The organism is Phenylobacterium sp. (assembly GCF_025934275.1).
Taxonomy (GTDB): domain Bacteria; phylum Pseudomonadota; class Alphaproteobacteria; order Caulobacterales; family Caulobacteraceae; genus Phenylobacterium.
On the sequence record NZ_JAICYI010000010.1, the window covers coordinates 26,895 to 41,774 of the forward strand.

The window sequence follows — 14,880 nt, forward strand, 5'->3', positions numbered from 1 at the left end:
GAGGCAGCAGCGAGGCGGAAGCGACAGTTTACGCCCGCATCAGCGCGCCGGCGGCGGCGCGCGCGGCGTCGGTCACCTCGGCGCCGGCGAGCATGCGGGCGATCTCCTCCTGGCGGCCGGGCGCGGCGAGCGGCTGGACGATGGTGCGCAGGCGCTCGCCGTCGCCGGCCTTGGCGATCAGCCAGTGGGCGTCGGCGCGGGCGGCGACCTGCGGCGAGTGGGTGACCACCAGCACCTGGGCCTCCGCCGCCAGGCGCTTGAGCCGCAGCCCCACGGCGTCGGCGACCGCCCCGCCCACGCCCTGGTCCACCTCGTCGAAGATCATCAACGGGTGGGGCCCCGAGCCGCGGCCGGCGAGCGCGGCCTTCAGGGCGAGCGCGAAGCGCGCAAGCTCGCCGCCGGAGGCGATGGCGCCCAGGTCTCCGAATGGCGCGCCAGGCGTGGTGGCGATCTCGAAGGCGACGCGGTCGAGGCCGCCCGGCCCGGCGCGGTCTTCGGCGAGCGCCTCGACGGCGACGCGGAAACGGGCCTGCTGCAGCTTGAGCGGGGCGAACTCGGCGGCGACGGCGCCCGCCAGCCGGTCGCCGGCGGCGCGGCGAGCGGTGGTGAGCGCGTGCGCCGCGGCGAGGTAGGCGGCCTTCGCTGCGCCGAGCTCGGCCTCGGCGGTCTGCAGCGCGTCTTGCGACGTTTCGACGGCGCGCAAGCGCTCGGCGAAGCGCTCGCGCAGGCCGGGAAGCGCTTCGACGGCCACGCCCAGCTTGCGGGCGAGACCGCGCAGGTCGAACAGCCGTTCCTCGGCCTTGTCCAGCCGATGGGGCTCGAACTCGAACGCCTCGGCGGCGGCGTCGACGGCGGCTTCGGCTTCCTGCGCTTCGATCAGCACCCGGTCGAAAGCCCCTGAGGCCGCGGCGAGCCGCCGGACCGCCGAGGTCCCCTCGGCGGCCCCGGCCGAGAGCGCACGCTCGCGGGCGCGGTCGAGGGAGCGCACGGCGCCGGCGAGACGGCCGGAGAGGCCCTCCAGGGCCGCGCGCGCGGCGCCGATCTCGCCCAGCGCCTTTTCGGCGGCGCCCAGGAGGGCGCGTTCCTCGGCGAGCTGCGCCTCTTCTCCCTCGCGCGGATCGAGCCGCTCGATCTCCGAGAGCCTGAGCGTCAGCTCCTCGCGCTCGGCGGCGGCCTGGCCGACCAGGCGGCGAAGCTCATCCGTGCGGGCCTCGGCGGCGGACCAGACCCCCCACGCCTCGCGCACCGCGGCGGCTGGCGCGTCCAGGTCGCCGAAAGCGTCGAGCAGCGGCCGATGGGTGCGGGCATCGAGGAGGCCGACGGTGTCGTGCTGGCCGTGCACCTCGAGGAGCGCCTCGCCGATTTCCCTAAGCACGCCCACGCCGGTCGCCTGGTCGTTGACGAAGGCCCTGGAACGGCCGTCGGCCGCGAGCGTGCGGCGCAGCACCAGATCTTCGTCGCGCGCGTAGATGAGGCCCTTCGCGTCGAGGATGGCCCAGACCGGATGGTCGGGCGCGGGCGCGAAGACGGCGGAGGCGGCCGCGTGGGGAGCGCCGTGACGCACGAGCCCCGCCTCGGCCCGCGCCCCCGTCGCCAGGCCCAGCGCGTCCAGGAGGATCGACTTGCCGGCGCCGGTCTCGCCGGTCAGCACCGTGAGCCCCGGGCCGATCGAGAGGTCGAGCGCCTCGATCAGCACCACGTCCCGGATCCACAGTCCGATCAGCATGGGATGAGGATCGCCCGGATTCGCCCTCCGCCGGAAGGGCCGCCCCCGCGTATGTACCTGATTTGTTCCGATTCCGCCAGATGCCCTGTCCACTTCCGATATCCGCGTCAGAACGGATGGAAGATGCTGCGCTTCTTCTTGGCGGGCGCGGGCGTCGCCGCCGAGGTCGCGCTGGCGTCGGTCTCCGCCTTGGCGGCGGGCGTCGCATCCGCGGTGGTCTGGCCGGTTGCCGGGACCGCCGCCGGCGGCCGCACGGTCTGCGACTTGTCATGCCGGAAGGGAATGTGGAACAGACCGCGCCGGCCACTGGCGTTCGGCACGACGGCCGGACGCAGACCGCTCGAGGTGAGCAGCTTGTAGGCGTCGGCATACCAGCGGTCGCCGGGATAGTTGTAGCCCAGCACCGCACCGTTGCGCTTGGCCTCCTCCAAGAGCCCGAGGGTCAGGTAGGCCTCGACGAGGCGATACAGCGCTTCGGGCGTGTGGGTGGTGGTCTGGTACTTGTCGACCACCGTCTTGAAGCGGCCGATGGCGGCGAGCGTGTCGCCCTGGCGCAGGTACCAGCGGCCGATGTTCATCTCCTTGCCGGCCAGCTGGTCGTTGACCATGTCGATCTTCACGCGCGCGTCGCGGGCGTATTCGGTGTTGGGGTAGCGCTGGGTGACCTCGCGCAGGTTGTCCAGCGCCTGAATGCTGGCGGCCTGATCGCGGCCGACATCGACAATCTGCTCGAAGTAGCAGATGGCCTTCAGGTAATGCGCATAGGCAGCCTCGGGGTTGCCTGGATAGAGCTGGATGAAGCGGTCGGAATCCGCGATCGCCTCTTCATAGTTGTTCGCCTCGTAGTGGGCGAAGGCCTGCATCAGGATCGATCGGCGGGCCCACTCCGAATAGGGGTGCTGGCGCTCCACTTCCTGGAAGTAGTCCACCGCCTGGTTCCAGAGGTGGCGGTCCATGTAGTTGGCGCCCGTGGAATAGAGCAGCTCCACCGGCCGCTCCTCGTAGGCGAGCTTGGGCTTGGGCTTGCGGCGAAGCGTGGAGCAGCCTCCGACGGCCAGCGCGCAACAGACGGCGATCAGCGTCGGGCGGACCCACGATTTCCGAACGAAGAGCACCTTCACCTCAACGGATAGAGCGCGCGCCCCCACGCGAGGAGTCGCTTCTACAGCATCCGAATATGGCAGCAAACGGATCAGGGGTCGCAGGTCCCTCCCTTAATGGCGAGGGTGGCTCGCGTGCAGCGCCAGGCGGGAGGGGGGGCCCGCGACCGGACACTGAGCTTGAACCTGCATTCCCCACCTGCTCGGCTGCTCCGAGCTGTCCCTCCCCATGAGGCAGGGAAGGTCACACCGCCTCGGCGAGGTCCTCGACCAGGGTGCGCCAGCGCCAGGCGTCGGCATCGGCGGCGACCGCGCGGACCAGCTGGTTGTTGATCGCATGGCCGGCGAGCTCGCCCTCGAAGCGGCCGATGATCGGCGCGCCGAGCACGAAAAGGTCGCCGATCGCATCCAGGGCCTTGTGGCGCACGAACTCGTCGGGGCGGCGCAGGCCCTCCGGGTTCAGGATCCGGTCGCCCTCGATCACCACGACGTTCTCCAGGCTGCCGCCGCGCGCCAGGCCCAGACTGCGCAGCACCTCCACCTCGTGCAGGAAGCCGAACGTCCGGCAATCGGCGAGCTCGGCGCGGAAGGCGTGCTCGTCCATCGCCATGTCGACGAACTGGCGGCCGATCACCGCGGTCGGGAAGCGGATCTCGAAGGCCACCTCGAAGCTGGCGGCAGGTTTCAGCGCCGCGCGCTTGTCGCCGTCGACGACCTCGACGGTTCCGAGCATCTCGATATAGCGGCGGGGCGCGTCCTGCATCCGCCGGCCGGCGCGGTCGAGGACCTGCACGAACGGCAGGGCCGAGCCGTCCATGATCGGCATCTCCGGCCCGTCGAGCTCGACCAGGGCGTTGTCGATCCCCAGCATGACCAGCGCGCACATCAGGTGCTCGATGGTGGCGACGGTGACGCCGGCCTGATTGCCGATCACCGTGCCGAGCTGGGTCTTGCAGACAGTGTCGGGCCCGACGAGGACGCGGTTGTCGGTCCCAATCGCATCGGTGCGGACGAAGACGATCCCCGTGTCGGGACCGGCCGGCCGCACCGCCACGCGCGTGTAGACGCCGGTGTGCACGCCTATGCCCGCGAACAACGCAGGCGCCCGAACCGTATGCTGAAACGCCTCTGCGGCCACGCTGTCGGACCTTCCCAGTTGGTCTGCCGGCCACTGAAGACCGAGATACGTCCCCGCTTGCCTGCTAAGGTGATTGCGCAGGAGCAGCAAAACACTTGCTGTTTCGCAATGTTTCGCTTGGGGAAGGGTTAACCGGACCTTCCTGGTTAATCACCAATAGCAACTGATTGTGTCGGGCCCAAAGCATTGGGCGGGCGCCCCGAAGGACGCCCGCCCGCAGGTCCCCAACGAAACTTGCAATCTAGTTGGCTAGGCGCCGCAGGAAGGAGGGGATCTCCAGGTCCTCGCCAGCGTCCGGCTGGGCCTCGGGCGCTTCCGCCGGCAGTGCGCCGCCGCGGCTTGAAATGGCGCGCGGCACGGGCCCCGGCTGCGGCGCGTCATAGCGCGGGCGCCCGCCGAACAAGCTGAGGAAGCCGCCGCGCGGCTTGCGCGGCTCGTAGGCCGGCTCGGCGAACAGCGGCTCGTCGTCCAGCGCCGCCTCCTCCTCGTCGGCCACCGAGGGATCGACGATGCGGGCGACGGGGGCGGTGATCTTGGGCTCGGCCGGCGCGCCCTCCAGAGGCTGCCCGGCCCCATAGAGATCCGGCTGCTCCTCCTCGAGGGCGGCGAGAGCCGGCTCGGCCGCAGGCTCCGGCGCGGCTTCCAGGGGCGAGGCCACCGCCGGCTCAGGCGTCTCCAGGGCTTCCGGCTCCGCGGCCAGCAGCGGCGGGGCGGTGATGCGGCGCTGCGGCTTCGGCTCGATGGCGGCGATCGAGGCGCCGTCCATGCCGGTGGCGACCACCGACACGCGGATCATGCCGTCGAGCGACGGATCGAAGGCGGCGCCGAAGATGATGTTGGCTTCCGGGTCGACCTGCTCGGAGATCGCGTTGGCCGCCTCGTCAACCTCCAGCAGCGTCATGTCGAGGCCGCCGGTGACGTTGACCAGCACGGCTTTCGCGCCCTTGAGGGAAACCTCGTCCAGCAGCGGGTTCTGGATGGCGTTCTGGGCGGCCATCAGCGCGCGGTCGTCGCCGCTCGACTCGCCGGTCCCCATCATCGCCTTGCCCATCTCGGTCATTACCGTGCGGACGTCGGCGAAGTCGAGGTTGATCAGGCCGGGCAGCACCATCAGGTCGGTGATCGAGCGCACCCCGGAGTGCAGCACCTGATCGGCCATGCCGAACGCCTCGGCGAAGGTGGTCCGCTCGTTGGCCACGCGGAACAGGTTCTGGTTGGGGATGACGATGAGGGTGTCGACGTAGCGCTGCAGCTCGTTGATGCCGGCGTCGGCCAGCCGCATCCGGTGGCGACCTTCGAAGTGGAAGGGCTTGGTGACCACCCCGACCGTCAGGACGCCGCGCTCGCGGGCGCACTTGGCGATGATCGGCGCCGCCCCGGTGCCGGTGCCGCCGCCCATTCCGGCCGTGATGAAGATCATGTGCGCGCCGTCCAGGTGCTCGCCGATCTCCGGAATGCTCTCCTCGGCCGCGCTCATGCCGACTTCCGGATGGGCGCCGGCGCCCAGGCCCTGCGTCACCGTGACCCCCAGCTGGATGCGCCGCTCGGTCCTGGCGAACTGCAGCTGCTGGGCGTCGGTGTTGGCGACCACGAACTCCACGCCTTCGAGGCCGGCCTCGATCATGTTGTTGACCGCGTTGCCGCCGGCGCCGCCGACGCCGAACACCACGATGCGGGGCTTCAATTCCGTCGCACGTGGCGCTGTGAGTGAAATGGTCATGGAAACCCCTGCCGTCCTGCCGTTTCCGCCCCGGCGAGCCGGCCCGCGCGCCGAATCGCCAGCTCCTTAAGGATGGGTTTACTAGGCGACCGACATCCTTAATCGAGGGTTAAGCCCTTAGCCTGAGTCGGCGCTCCGGCCAGTCGGCCGGAAGGCAAAAAAGCCCTTGTTCCACAAGGAGAAGCGCGAATCGGGTCGGCAAGCGCGAAGGCGCCCTTTCCGGCTGATAGATTGCCGCAGGGCCGAGCTCGGGAGCGGGCGAATGCGCGATCGGTTGGCCGCGCGCTGAAGCTCGACTGCCAACCGCACATCGGCGGCATCTACCTGCGGCTCGGCTTCACGCGCCTCGATCAATGGGCGACCCCACCCGTCGGACCGGTCGCCCTACATGGTGGACCGGTTCGTGACGCCCCTGTGACGCTTGGAGGCTCCAGCGGAGCCGGCCGGCCTCTCGCTCGACACCTGCGGACTCTAGAGGCCGCGAAAGCGCGGGCCGAGATTCGTGATCACCAACGGGGGACCATGGGTGCGGGCGCCAAGCCGTGTCTCAGAGGTTCTCCCTGAGCCAGGCGGCGGCCTTGGCGACGGGATTGGCGCGCGGATCGAGCGGCTCGCGCTTGAGCTTGGCGGACGCCAAAGCCTTCGAGGACACCGCCTCGCGCGGACCGAAGGCGGCGCGATGCAGCAGGCCAGCGGCCGCGGTGAAGGCGGGCCCGGACGCGGCGTCGGCCAGATGCGGCACCCGGCGGGGCCGGCCGAGGCGCACCGGCCGGTCGAAGACGCGCACCGCCACCTCGCGGACGCCGGCGAGCTGCGAGGCGCCGCCGGTCAGCACCAGGCCCGCGCCCGGCTCGATCGGCGCGCCCGAGGCCTTCAGCCGGTCGCGCAGCAGCTCCAGCGTCTCCTCGACGCGCGGCGCGATGATCCCCTTCAGGAGCGAGCGCGGGGCGATCACCGGGCCCGCGCCGGGATCATCGCCCCTCGGCGGGGCCTCGATCATCTCGCGGTCCTCGTTGGCCGAGGCGGTCGCCGAACCGTGCAGGGTCTTGATCCGCTCGGCGCCGGCGACCGAGGTGGAAAGCCCGCGGGCGATGTCGTGGGTCACGTGGTGGCCGCCCACCGGCACGGTCTCGACGTGCACCAGGCTGCCCTGGTTGAACACCGCCGCCGACGTCGAGCCGCCCCCCATGTCGATGCAGATGCTTCCCAGATCCATCTCGTCTTCCTCGAGCGCGGCCAGCGCCGAGACGAACGGAGCCGCGACGACGCCTTCCAGCTGCAGGTGGGCGCGCTCGATGCAGGCGCCGAGCGTGTGGAACACGGCCTCCGAGACCGAAACGACGAGCAGCTCGACGCCCAGGATGCGGCCGAACATCGCGCGCGGATCGCGTACGCCGCCCTGGCCGTCCACCGACCAGGCGACCGGCAGGATGTGCGCGGCGCGGCGGCCGGGCAGCTTGATCTGCGAGAGCGCGTGCTGGATCGCGCGGACCAGGTCGTTGTCGCCGATCGGCCGGGCCCCGATGGAGACGCGGCCCGCGACCCGGGCGGAAGTGAGCTGCCCGCCGGCGGTGGCGACCGTGACGCCCTGGACGGAGACGCCGGCCACCGTCTCGGCGCGCTCGACCGCCTGGGCGATCGCCTCGGACGCCTCGTCGAGGTTGACGATCGCGCCGCCCTTCACGCCGCGCGACTGCACGTAGCCGACGCCGGCGGTGGTGAGCGTCCGGTCGGCGCGGCGGACGCCGTCGGGCTTCATGATGAAGCAGGCGACCTTGGACGCGCCGAGGTCGACGGCGGCGACCACGGGGGGGCGCACGAGCGCGGCCTTCAGCCCCTCGCGGGCGTCTCTCCCGGACTCGGACCGACTGGCCAGCTTCACCATCTCTCTCGTCACACGTCCCTCAATGCGATCAGGCCCCGGCCGGCTCGGGGCGGCCGGGCGGAGCGGGCTCGCGCGGCCGCACGGCCACCAGATCCGGATTGCGCAGGTCGATCCGCTCGAAACCGAGCTCGAGCACCCGCGAGCGATCCTCCAGCTGCTCGAGCTGCATGAGCGCGTCCTCCTGGCCCACGGCCGGCAGCTGGATGAGCGCGCCGTCCTTCAGCCGCAGGTCCCAACGCCGGTCATCGACGCGCACCAGCGCGTCCACGCGCGCCATCAGCCGCGGCCTCTGGGCGAGCATCGGCAGGATCTGCGGCGCGGCTTGGGCTGCGCCATAGCCGACGACCAGCGGCAGGCTGGCGAAGCTGGCGGGATCGGCCTCGAGGATAGGCTGGCCGTGATCATCGATCACCAGCGTCTTGCCGTCATGCTGCCAGACGGCGAGCTGCCGGCGTTGCACGACCGAGATCACCAGGGTGTCGGGCAGCAGCCGGACCACCCGCGCCTGCTTCACCCAGCCGACCGTCTCGACCTTCTGCTTGAGCCTGTCGAGATCGAGGCCGAGCAGCGGTTCGTCCTTGTAGAGGCCGGCGACCTTGACAATGTCCGCGGTGGCGGCGGGCGAGGCGCCCTCGATGCGCACGGCGCGCAGGCGGAAGCCCGCCGCGGCGAACCGGCCGTCCAGGGCCTGGCGGCCGGCGACCGAGAGGCGTTCGGCCCGATGGCCGGTCGCCAGCACGACGCCGAGCGCAAGCGCCAGCACTGCGGCGGTTCCGGCGGCGATGAGCTTGGGAGAAGGCCCGTGGCCTCCGCGGGGCGTGCGCGCGCCCGCGCGGGAGGCTTTGCCGCGGCTGCGGCCGGCGAATTTCAGGGGCGCCTTGGCCCGAGGTTTCGCCTCAACTCGCGGTCCCCCCCGCACCGCCGCGGGCATAGGCGTCCTCCGTGATCCACAGCACCAGCCGATCGAAGTTCACGCCCAGTGTCGCCGCCTGCTCGGGGACGAGCGAAGTGGGCGTCATGCCGGGCTGCGTGTTCACCTCAAGGAGGACCAGAATGTCGTTAACGTCGTCATAACGGAGGTCCGAGCGCGTGACCCCGCGGCAACCCAGGGCGGCGTGCGCCCGCTCGGCCATTCTCATCGCCTTTTCAAAGGCATGCGGCGGAACCGTGGCGGGTACGATGTGGCGCGAGCCGCCCTCCCCGTACTTGGCTTCGTAGTCATAAAATCCGGCGCGCGGGACGATCTCCGTAACCGTCATCGCCTTGCCGTCCATGACCCCGACGGCAAGCTCCTTGCCGGCCACATAGGGCTCGATCATCACCTCCTCGCCGAAGCTCCAGGAGGCTGCCGCGATCTCCTGCGGCGGGGCATTTGCGCCCTTCGGCACGACGAACACCCCCACCGAGGAGCCCTCGGCGTTCGGCTTGACCACATAGGGCGGCTCCATGACGTGGGCGCGGGCCGCCGCGTGGCGCTCGAACAGGCCGCCGCCCGGCACCGCCACGCCCGCCGCCGCCATCACCGCCTTGGACTTGGCCTTGTCCATCGCCAGCGCCGAGGCCAGCACCCCGCAGTGGGTGTAGGGGATCGCCAGGGTTTCCAGCACACCCTGCACGCAGCCGTCCTCGCCCCAGGCGCCGTGCAGCGCATTGAAGCACACGCCGGGCTTCAGCTTCGCGAGCACCTGGGCGAGGTCGCGGCCGGCGTCCACCCGGGAGACCTTCGCGCCCAGCCGCTCCAGCGCCGCGGCGCACTCGCGGCCCGAGACCAGGCTCACCTCCCGCTCCGAGGAGAGCCCGCCCAGGAGGACGGCGACGTGGTGTCCGGAGAGGGGGCCTGCCATGGGACGACTCGGGTCCGATTGCTGAAGGTCTCGCGGTGACGGAGCGCGGGCGCGCGGTCAAGCGCCGCAGGCGACGCACGCCATCTAAGCGATACGCCCGATCAGGCCGCCATCGCGCGAGAGCAGGAACGCCTCGGGCAGCCGAAGGCTCGACCAGAGATCGGCGGCGTCCAGGCCCAGCCGGTGGGCGAGCCATAGGCTGAGCACCGTGCCGTGGCTCACCACGACCAGCGGCCGCTCAGGATGGCGCGCCAGCCCGGCCGCAAACCGCAGCGCCGCCGCGGCCCCGGTCTCGGCGCCGTCTACGCTCAGCTCCGGATCGCGGAGCGTCCGCAGCACGCGCGTCCGCACGGCGTTCGGATCCGGCTCGTAGGGCCACGCCTCGCGCCGGTGCTCGTCGAACGCCGCATCGACTTCGACGGACAGCCGAAAGCGATGGCCGATGGCTTCGGCGGTCTCGATCGCCTTCGGCTCGGAGCTGGCGCAGACCGATGTGGGGGCGATCTCCCGCAGGCGGCCGGCCAGCGCCGCGGCGGCCTCGCGGCCAGCGTCCGAGAGACGCCAGAGCTGCGGCGGGACATCGGCGCGTTGCTGCGGGGCGGCGTGGCGCACGAGAACCAGCGCCGCCGCCGTCATGCGGGACGGCCGATCCGCTTGATCTCCCATTCGAGTTCGACGCCGAACTTCGACTTCACGTCGGCGCGCACCGCTTCGCCCAGGCCCTCGAGGTCGGCGGCGGTGGCTTCGCCGGTGTTGATCAGGAAGTTGGCGTGCAGCGGCGAGAACATCGCCCCGCCGAACGGCTTTCCGCGCCAGCCCGCCTCATCCACCAGCGCCCATGACGAATGGCCAGGCGGATTCTTGAAGGTCGAGCCGCCGGTCTTCTCGCGGATCGGCTGGGTCGCCTCGCGCCGCTCGGTGATCTCGTTCATGCGCGCCTCGATGGCGGCGGGGCCGTCCGCGCGACCCCGGAACAGGGCGCCGGTGAAGATCAGCGGCTCTTCCGCCGCGCGCGCGGACCTGCGGTAGCCGAACGCCATGTCGCGGTTGGAGAGCTTCACTCTCCCGCCGGATCGGGTCACCGCATAGGCCTCGACGAGCACGTCCTTGGTCTCGGCGCCGTAACAGCCGGCGTTCATCACGCAGGCGCCGCCGACCGAGCCCGGCACGCCGCGGTAGAACTCCAGCCCCGCGATCCCGGCCTTGGCCGCCTCGCGCGCCAGCGTCGCGTCAAGCACGGCCGCGCCGGCGTAGATCTGGGCCCCCTCGCGGGCCTCCACGCGCCCGAAGCCACGGCCCAGGCGCACGACCACGCCCTCGACGCCGCCGTCGCGGACCAGGGTGTTGGAGCCGACGCCCAGCACGGTGACCGGGACCGCCTCATCCAGGGCCCTCAGGAACTGCGCGAGATCCGCTTCGTCCTCCGGCAGGAACAGCACCTCGGCGGGACCGCCGACCCGGAACCAGGTGAACGGCCCGAGCGGCTCGTCCCGCAGGAGCTTGCCGCGGGCGGCGGGCAGGCTTTCCTTCCAGCTCATCTGCGCCGGCTCATTCGGCCGCCTTGCCCAGCGCCTGCAGCTGGTCGGGCAACGCATTGGCCCAGCCGGTGATGTCGCCGGCGCCCAGGCAGACCACCACGTCGCCGGCGCGGGCTTCCTCGCGGATCAGCCGCGGCAGCTCGCTGGGGCTCTCCAGCGCGATCGCGTGACGGTGGCCGTAGCGGCGCAGGCCATCGACCAGCGCGTCGCGGTCGATCCCCGGGATCGGCGCTTCGCCGGCCGCGTAGACATCGGCCACGATGACGACGTCGGCGTCGTTGAAGCCATGGCAGAAATCGTCGAACAGATCGCGCAGGCGCGTGAAGCGGTGCGGCTGGACCACCGCGATCACGCGGCCGTTGGTGACCGCGCGGGCGGCCCGCAGCACCGAGGCGATCTCCACCGGATGGTGGCCGTAGTCGTCGACGATGCGGACGCCATCGGCGACTCCGGTGGTGGTGAAGCGGCGCTTGACCCCTTCAAACCCCGCCAGGCCGGCGCGGATGGCCTCGGCCCCGACGCCGAGCTCGCGGGCGACGGCGATCGCGGCGAGCGCATTGAGCACGTTGTGGTGGCCCGCCATCGGCAGGTGCAGGTCCTCGATCCGGACGGCGCCGTCCTCGTGCGGCGCGATGACCGCATCGAACCGGGCGCCTTCGGGGCCCATCGCCACCTTTTCGGCACGCACCTCGGCCTGCGGGTTGACGCCGTAGGTGACCAGCCGGCGGTTCTCCACCCGGGCGGCCATGGCCTGCACCTCGGGGTGATCCGTGCAGACGGCCGCGAAGCCGTAGAACGGTATGTTCTCCACGAAGTCGCGGAACGCCTTCTTCACAGCCTCGAAGTCGCCGTAGTGGTCGAGGTGCTCGGGATCGATGTTGGTGACCACCGCCACGGTCGAGCGCAGCTTCAGGAACGTGCCGTCGCTCTCGTCGGCCTCGACGACGATCCAGTCGCCCTCGCCCACCTTGGCGTTCGCGCCGTAGGCGTTGATGATGCCGCCGTTGACCACGGTGGGATCCAGGCCGCCGGCGTCGAGCAGGGCCGCGATCATCGATGTGGTGGTGGTCTTGCCATGGGTGCCGCCGACCGCGATCGAGAATTGCAGGCGCATCAGCTCGGCCAGCATCTCCGCCCGGCGAACCAGCGGGATGCGGCGTGCGCGGGCCTCCGCCAGCTCCGGGTTGTCGGCCTTGACAGCCGTCGAATAGACGACGGCGTAGGCGCCCTCCACGTGGGCGGCGTCATGGCCGATGGAGATCTTGGCCCCGAGCTTCGCCAGCCGCTCGGTGTTGGCCGAGGCCCTGGCGTCGGAGCCCTGCACCTGGTAGCCGATCCGCAGCATGATCTCGGCGATGCCGCTCATGCCGATGCCGCCGATGCCGATGAAGTGCACGGGGCCGATCTCGAAGGGCACGGGGCGGCGCGTCATGCACAGGTGCTAGCGCAAGCGCGTTCCGAATTCACTCTAGCTTTTGGGCGCCACGGGGACGCAGGCGAGCCTGGCCGCGTGGAGGCGGCAGCGGATCGTGACCTGGTCATCGAGGTCGTGGAACGCGCCCACCCAGTCGGCCCCGATCCGGTCGAAGACGAAATAGCCGAACTCGCCGGTGGTGATGGCGTTCGCCGTCACGCCGTCGACGGGCAGCGAGAGCTGCAACGGACGATGCGGGTCGCGCGGATCCTGGACGTCGCCGCCGGTGCCGACGATCAGCTCCGGCGGCCGGGCGCCGGCGAAGTCGAGGCTGGTGAAGTTGTGCACGTGCCCGGCGAGCATCAGCGAGACGTGGCTCCAGGAGACGTCGACGCCCGGCGTGGCGAACCAAGCCTTCACCGCCTCTCGCACATTGACATTGCCCCAGTCGCCGCCGATCGACAGGCCCTTGTGCGACAGCGCCCAGAGCGGCCGGTGCGTGACCAGCCAGGTGGTGGGCTCGCGGCTGTCGAGCACCGGCAGGATGCCCTTGCTCGCCGAGGCTTCAGCCCCGGGATCGGACTTGTTGTCGTCGGCCTCGGCGTCATCGAAGATCGCCAGCCGGATGCCGCCGATCGGCGCGAACCAGGTCTCCTCGGACGTCGCGCAGGCCGTGCCCTTGATCAGCGGCGGCAGGGGATCGACGAGCCGGAACCAGCCGGCGCCGCCGCGGGCGCAATCCTCGTGGTTGCCGCGCACGAAGACCCACGGCGCGGCCGCCAGCAGCGGCCGGGCGGGATCGAACAGCTCGGCCTTCCAGGTGGCCCAGCGGTCGCCGTAGGGGCTGCCGGCGCAGGCCTCGGTGGCCGGCGGGCACGGCGCTTCGCGGTAGTAGTAGTCGCCCAGGTGGATCACCAGGTCGGGATGCTGGGCCGCCGCCAGCCGCGCAACCTGGGCGAACGGCCAGCCGGCGACCGGATCATTGCAGTTCTGGACCAGGCCCTTGACGATCCGGCAGCCGCTGTCGCCGAAGATCACCAGCCGGTTTGGCCGGGCGATGGGCGCGCGAAGCGCCGATCCGGCCACGACGAGGCGTCGGGCGCGCCTCGGCAGACGCGCGGCGCAGACCCGGTTCGGGAAGGCTTCGCCGGGAGCCGCCCGGGTCCGCATCGCGATCGCCTTGCCGTCGGCGCGCAGCGTCGGGCAGCCTGCGCCGTCGACGATGGCGCGAGCCTCGGCGCCCTGCGGCGTCAACTCCACCCAGGCGACAGGAGCCGCGGCGGCGGGCGCTGCAGCGGCGGGCGCTGCGACCGCGAGGCCGACCAGGACCGCCATCCACTTCAGCATCGCACGCCCCCCGCTTCCGACGGGGCCACTCATAGCCGAGCTCAGCTGCGCTCCGCCACCACCGCGCGGCCGTGGGCGGTCTCCTCGACCACGTCGGCCAGGCGCTCGGCCGCGTCGGGAATGGCCACCGAACGCGCGGCGGCCGACATGCGGGCGAGACGCTTCGGATTGTTGAGCAGCTTCGCCATGGCCCCGGACAGGGATTCCACCGTCAGCTGGTGCTCGCGCGCGACCTCGGCGGCGCCGGCGTCGGCCAACAAGCGCGCGTTCTGGCCCTGGTCGTCGTCGATGGCGATGGCGAGCGGCACCAGGATCGAGGGCTTGCCGGCCACCGCAAACTCGCAGACCGAGCCCGCGCCCGAGCGACCGATCACCAGGTGGGCGTCGCGCAGGCGGCTGGCGATATCGCGGAAGAACGGCGCGACCTCGGCGTCGATCATGGCGTTGCGGTACGTCCGCCGGGCGGTATCCATGGACTCCGGCCGCGTCTGCTGCTGGATGACCAGTCGCCGCTTGAGGCTTTCCGGCAGGGCGGCGACAGCTTCGGGCACGAGCTCGGAGAGGAGCCGCGCGCCCTGGCTGCCGCCGGTGACCAGCACGCGGGCCGGACCGTCCGGCTCGGGCGGGGTGTAGGGATGCTTGGCCAGCGCCCGGATCGGCGGCCGCACGGGATTGCCCACGACCACGGCCCGGCCGGCGACCTGCGCCGGGGCCTTGGTCAGGGTCGGGAATGCGCAGGCGACGGTGGTGACGTGCGGCGCGAGCCGGCGGTTGGCGCGACCCATCACCGCGTTCTGCTCGTGGATGACGGTCGGCCGCCTGTCGAGGATCGCGGCGATTAGGGCCGGCGCGGATGGGTAGCCGCCGAAGCCCACCACCACGTTCGGGCCGATCTCGCGGAAGGCGCGGCGCGCCTGCATCGCCCCGCGGAAGACCGCGAAGCCCGCGCGCGCCATGCCGATCGGATCGCCGGGCTTGTAGGTGCCGGCCGAGAGCCCGATGCGCCGCTCGGCCGGGAAGTCGGACGTCAGCCCCGCCACGCGCTCGTCGGAGGCCAGCACGATGCTCCAGCCGCGGGCGATCAGGGCCTCGGCGAGGGCCTGGGCGGGGAACAGGTGCCCTCCTGTGCCCCCGGCGGCGACGACGGCGACCTTACGCATGACCCGAG

12 protein-coding genes are annotated in these 14,880 nt (G+C 71.6%); all 12 read right to left on the reverse strand.

Going from position 1 to position 14,880, the window contains the following annotated elements; genetic code table 11:
• Window positions 1–28 precede the first annotated feature (28 nt).
• Window positions 29–1,726 (reverse strand): DNA repair protein RecN, encoded by a 1,698-nt coding sequence (recN, locus tag Q0W60_RS04275; protein ID WP_297692911.1) that lies wholly within the window; start codon window positions 1,724–1,726, stop codon window positions 29–31.
• A gap of 107 nt (window positions 1,727–1,833) precedes the next feature.
• Entirely contained in the window at window positions 1,834–2,841 is a 1,008-nt protein-coding gene (locus tag Q0W60_RS04280; protein WP_297692913.1) for an outer membrane protein assembly factor BamD, read from the reverse strand.
• A gap of 229 nt (window positions 2,842–3,070) precedes the next feature.
• Window positions 3,071–3,964: a UDP-3-O-acyl-N-acetylglucosamine deacetylase gene (lpxC, locus tag Q0W60_RS04285; protein ID WP_297692916.1), complete on the reverse strand. Its 894-nt coding sequence runs from the start codon at window positions 3,962–3,964 to the stop codon at window positions 3,071–3,073.
• 241 nt (window positions 3,965–4,205) lie between these two features.
• Entirely contained in the window at window positions 4,206–5,684 is a 1,479-nt protein-coding gene (gene ftsZ / locus Q0W60_RS04290; RefSeq protein ID WP_297692917.1) for a cell division protein FtsZ, read from the reverse strand.
• A 547-nt stretch (window positions 5,685–6,231) separates the two neighbouring features.
• Window positions 6,232–7,569 (reverse strand): cell division protein FtsA, encoded by a 1,338-nt coding sequence (ftsA, locus tag Q0W60_RS04295; protein ID WP_297692955.1) that lies wholly within the window; start codon window positions 7,567–7,569, stop codon window positions 6,232–6,234.
• A gap of 28 nt (window positions 7,570–7,597) precedes the next feature.
• Window positions 7,598–8,332: a cell division protein FtsQ/DivIB gene (locus Q0W60_RS04300; protein ID WP_366075068.1), complete on the reverse strand. Its 735-nt coding sequence runs from the start codon at window positions 8,330–8,332 to the stop codon at window positions 7,598–7,600.
• Window positions 8,333–8,465: 133 nt separating this feature from the next.
• Window positions 8,466–9,413, reverse strand: coding sequence for a D-alanine--D-alanine ligase (locus Q0W60_RS04305; protein WP_297692922.1), 948 nt, complete (start codon window positions 9,411–9,413; stop codon window positions 8,466–8,468).
• Between the two features lie 84 nt (window positions 9,414–9,497).
• Window positions 9,498–10,049 carry a histidine phosphatase family protein gene (locus Q0W60_RS04310; protein WP_297692924.1) on the reverse strand — a complete coding sequence of 184 codons (552 nt, stop codon included), beginning with the start codon at window positions 10,047–10,049 and terminating at the stop codon, window positions 9,498–9,500.
• Entirely contained in the window at window positions 10,046–10,951 is a 906-nt protein-coding gene (murB, locus tag Q0W60_RS04315) for a UDP-N-acetylmuramate dehydrogenase (RefSeq protein ID WP_297692926.1), read from the reverse strand. The genes Q0W60_RS04310 and murB overlap by 4 nt, the downstream gene beginning before the upstream one ends.
• Before the next feature lie 10 nt (window positions 10,952–10,961).
• A complete protein-coding gene (gene murC, locus Q0W60_RS04320; RefSeq protein WP_297692956.1) occupies window positions 10,962–12,389 on the reverse strand; it encodes a UDP-N-acetylmuramate--L-alanine ligase in 1,428 nt (475 codons plus the stop codon).
• A gap of 30 nt (window positions 12,390–12,419) precedes the next feature.
• A complete protein-coding gene (locus tag Q0W60_RS04325; RefSeq protein WP_297692928.1) occupies window positions 12,420–13,712 on the reverse strand; it encodes a metallophosphoesterase in 1,293 nt (430 codons plus the stop codon).
• Window positions 13,713–13,753: 41 nt separating this feature from the next.
• Entirely contained in the window at window positions 13,754–14,872 is a 1,119-nt protein-coding gene (gene murG, locus Q0W60_RS04330) for an undecaprenyldiphospho-muramoylpentapeptide beta-N-acetylglucosaminyltransferase (protein ID WP_297692930.1), read from the reverse strand.
• Between the last annotated feature and the right edge of the window lie 8 nt (window positions 14,873–14,880).

What these genes read in the sequence shown, in the direction of transcription:
- recN (WP_297692911.1), bottom strand. Translation starts at nt 1,726, where the DNA reads ATGCTGATCGGACTGTGGATCCGGGACGTGGTGCTGATCGAGGCGCTC.
- ftsZ (WP_297692917.1), bottom strand. Translation starts at nt 5,684, where the DNA reads ATGACCATTTCACTCACAGCGCCACGTGCGACGGAATTGAAGCCCCGC.
- ftsA (WP_297692955.1), bottom strand. Translation starts at nt 7,569, where the DNA reads ATGGTGAAGCTGGCCAGTCGGTCCGAGTCCGGGAGAGACGCCCGCGAG.
- Q0W60_RS04305 (WP_297692922.1), bottom strand. Translation starts at nt 9,413, where the DNA reads ATGGCAGGCCCCCTCTCCGGACACCACGTCGCCGTCCTCCTGGGCGGG.
- Q0W60_RS04310 (WP_297692924.1), bottom strand. Translation starts at nt 10,049, where the DNA reads ATGACGGCGGCGGCGCTGGTTCTCGTGCGCCACGCCGCCCCGCAGCAA.
- murB (WP_297692926.1), bottom strand. Translation starts at nt 10,951, where the DNA reads ATGAGCTGGAAGGAAAGCCTGCCCGCCGCCCGCGGCAAGCTCCTGCGG.
- Q0W60_RS04325 (WP_297692928.1), bottom strand. Translation starts at nt 13,712, where the DNA reads ATGCTGAAGTGGATGGCGGTCCTGGTCGGCCTCGCGGTCGCAGCGCCC.
- murG (WP_297692930.1), bottom strand. Translation starts at nt 14,872, where the DNA reads ATGCGTAAGGTCGCCGTCGTCGCCGCCGGGGGCACAGGAGGGCACCTG.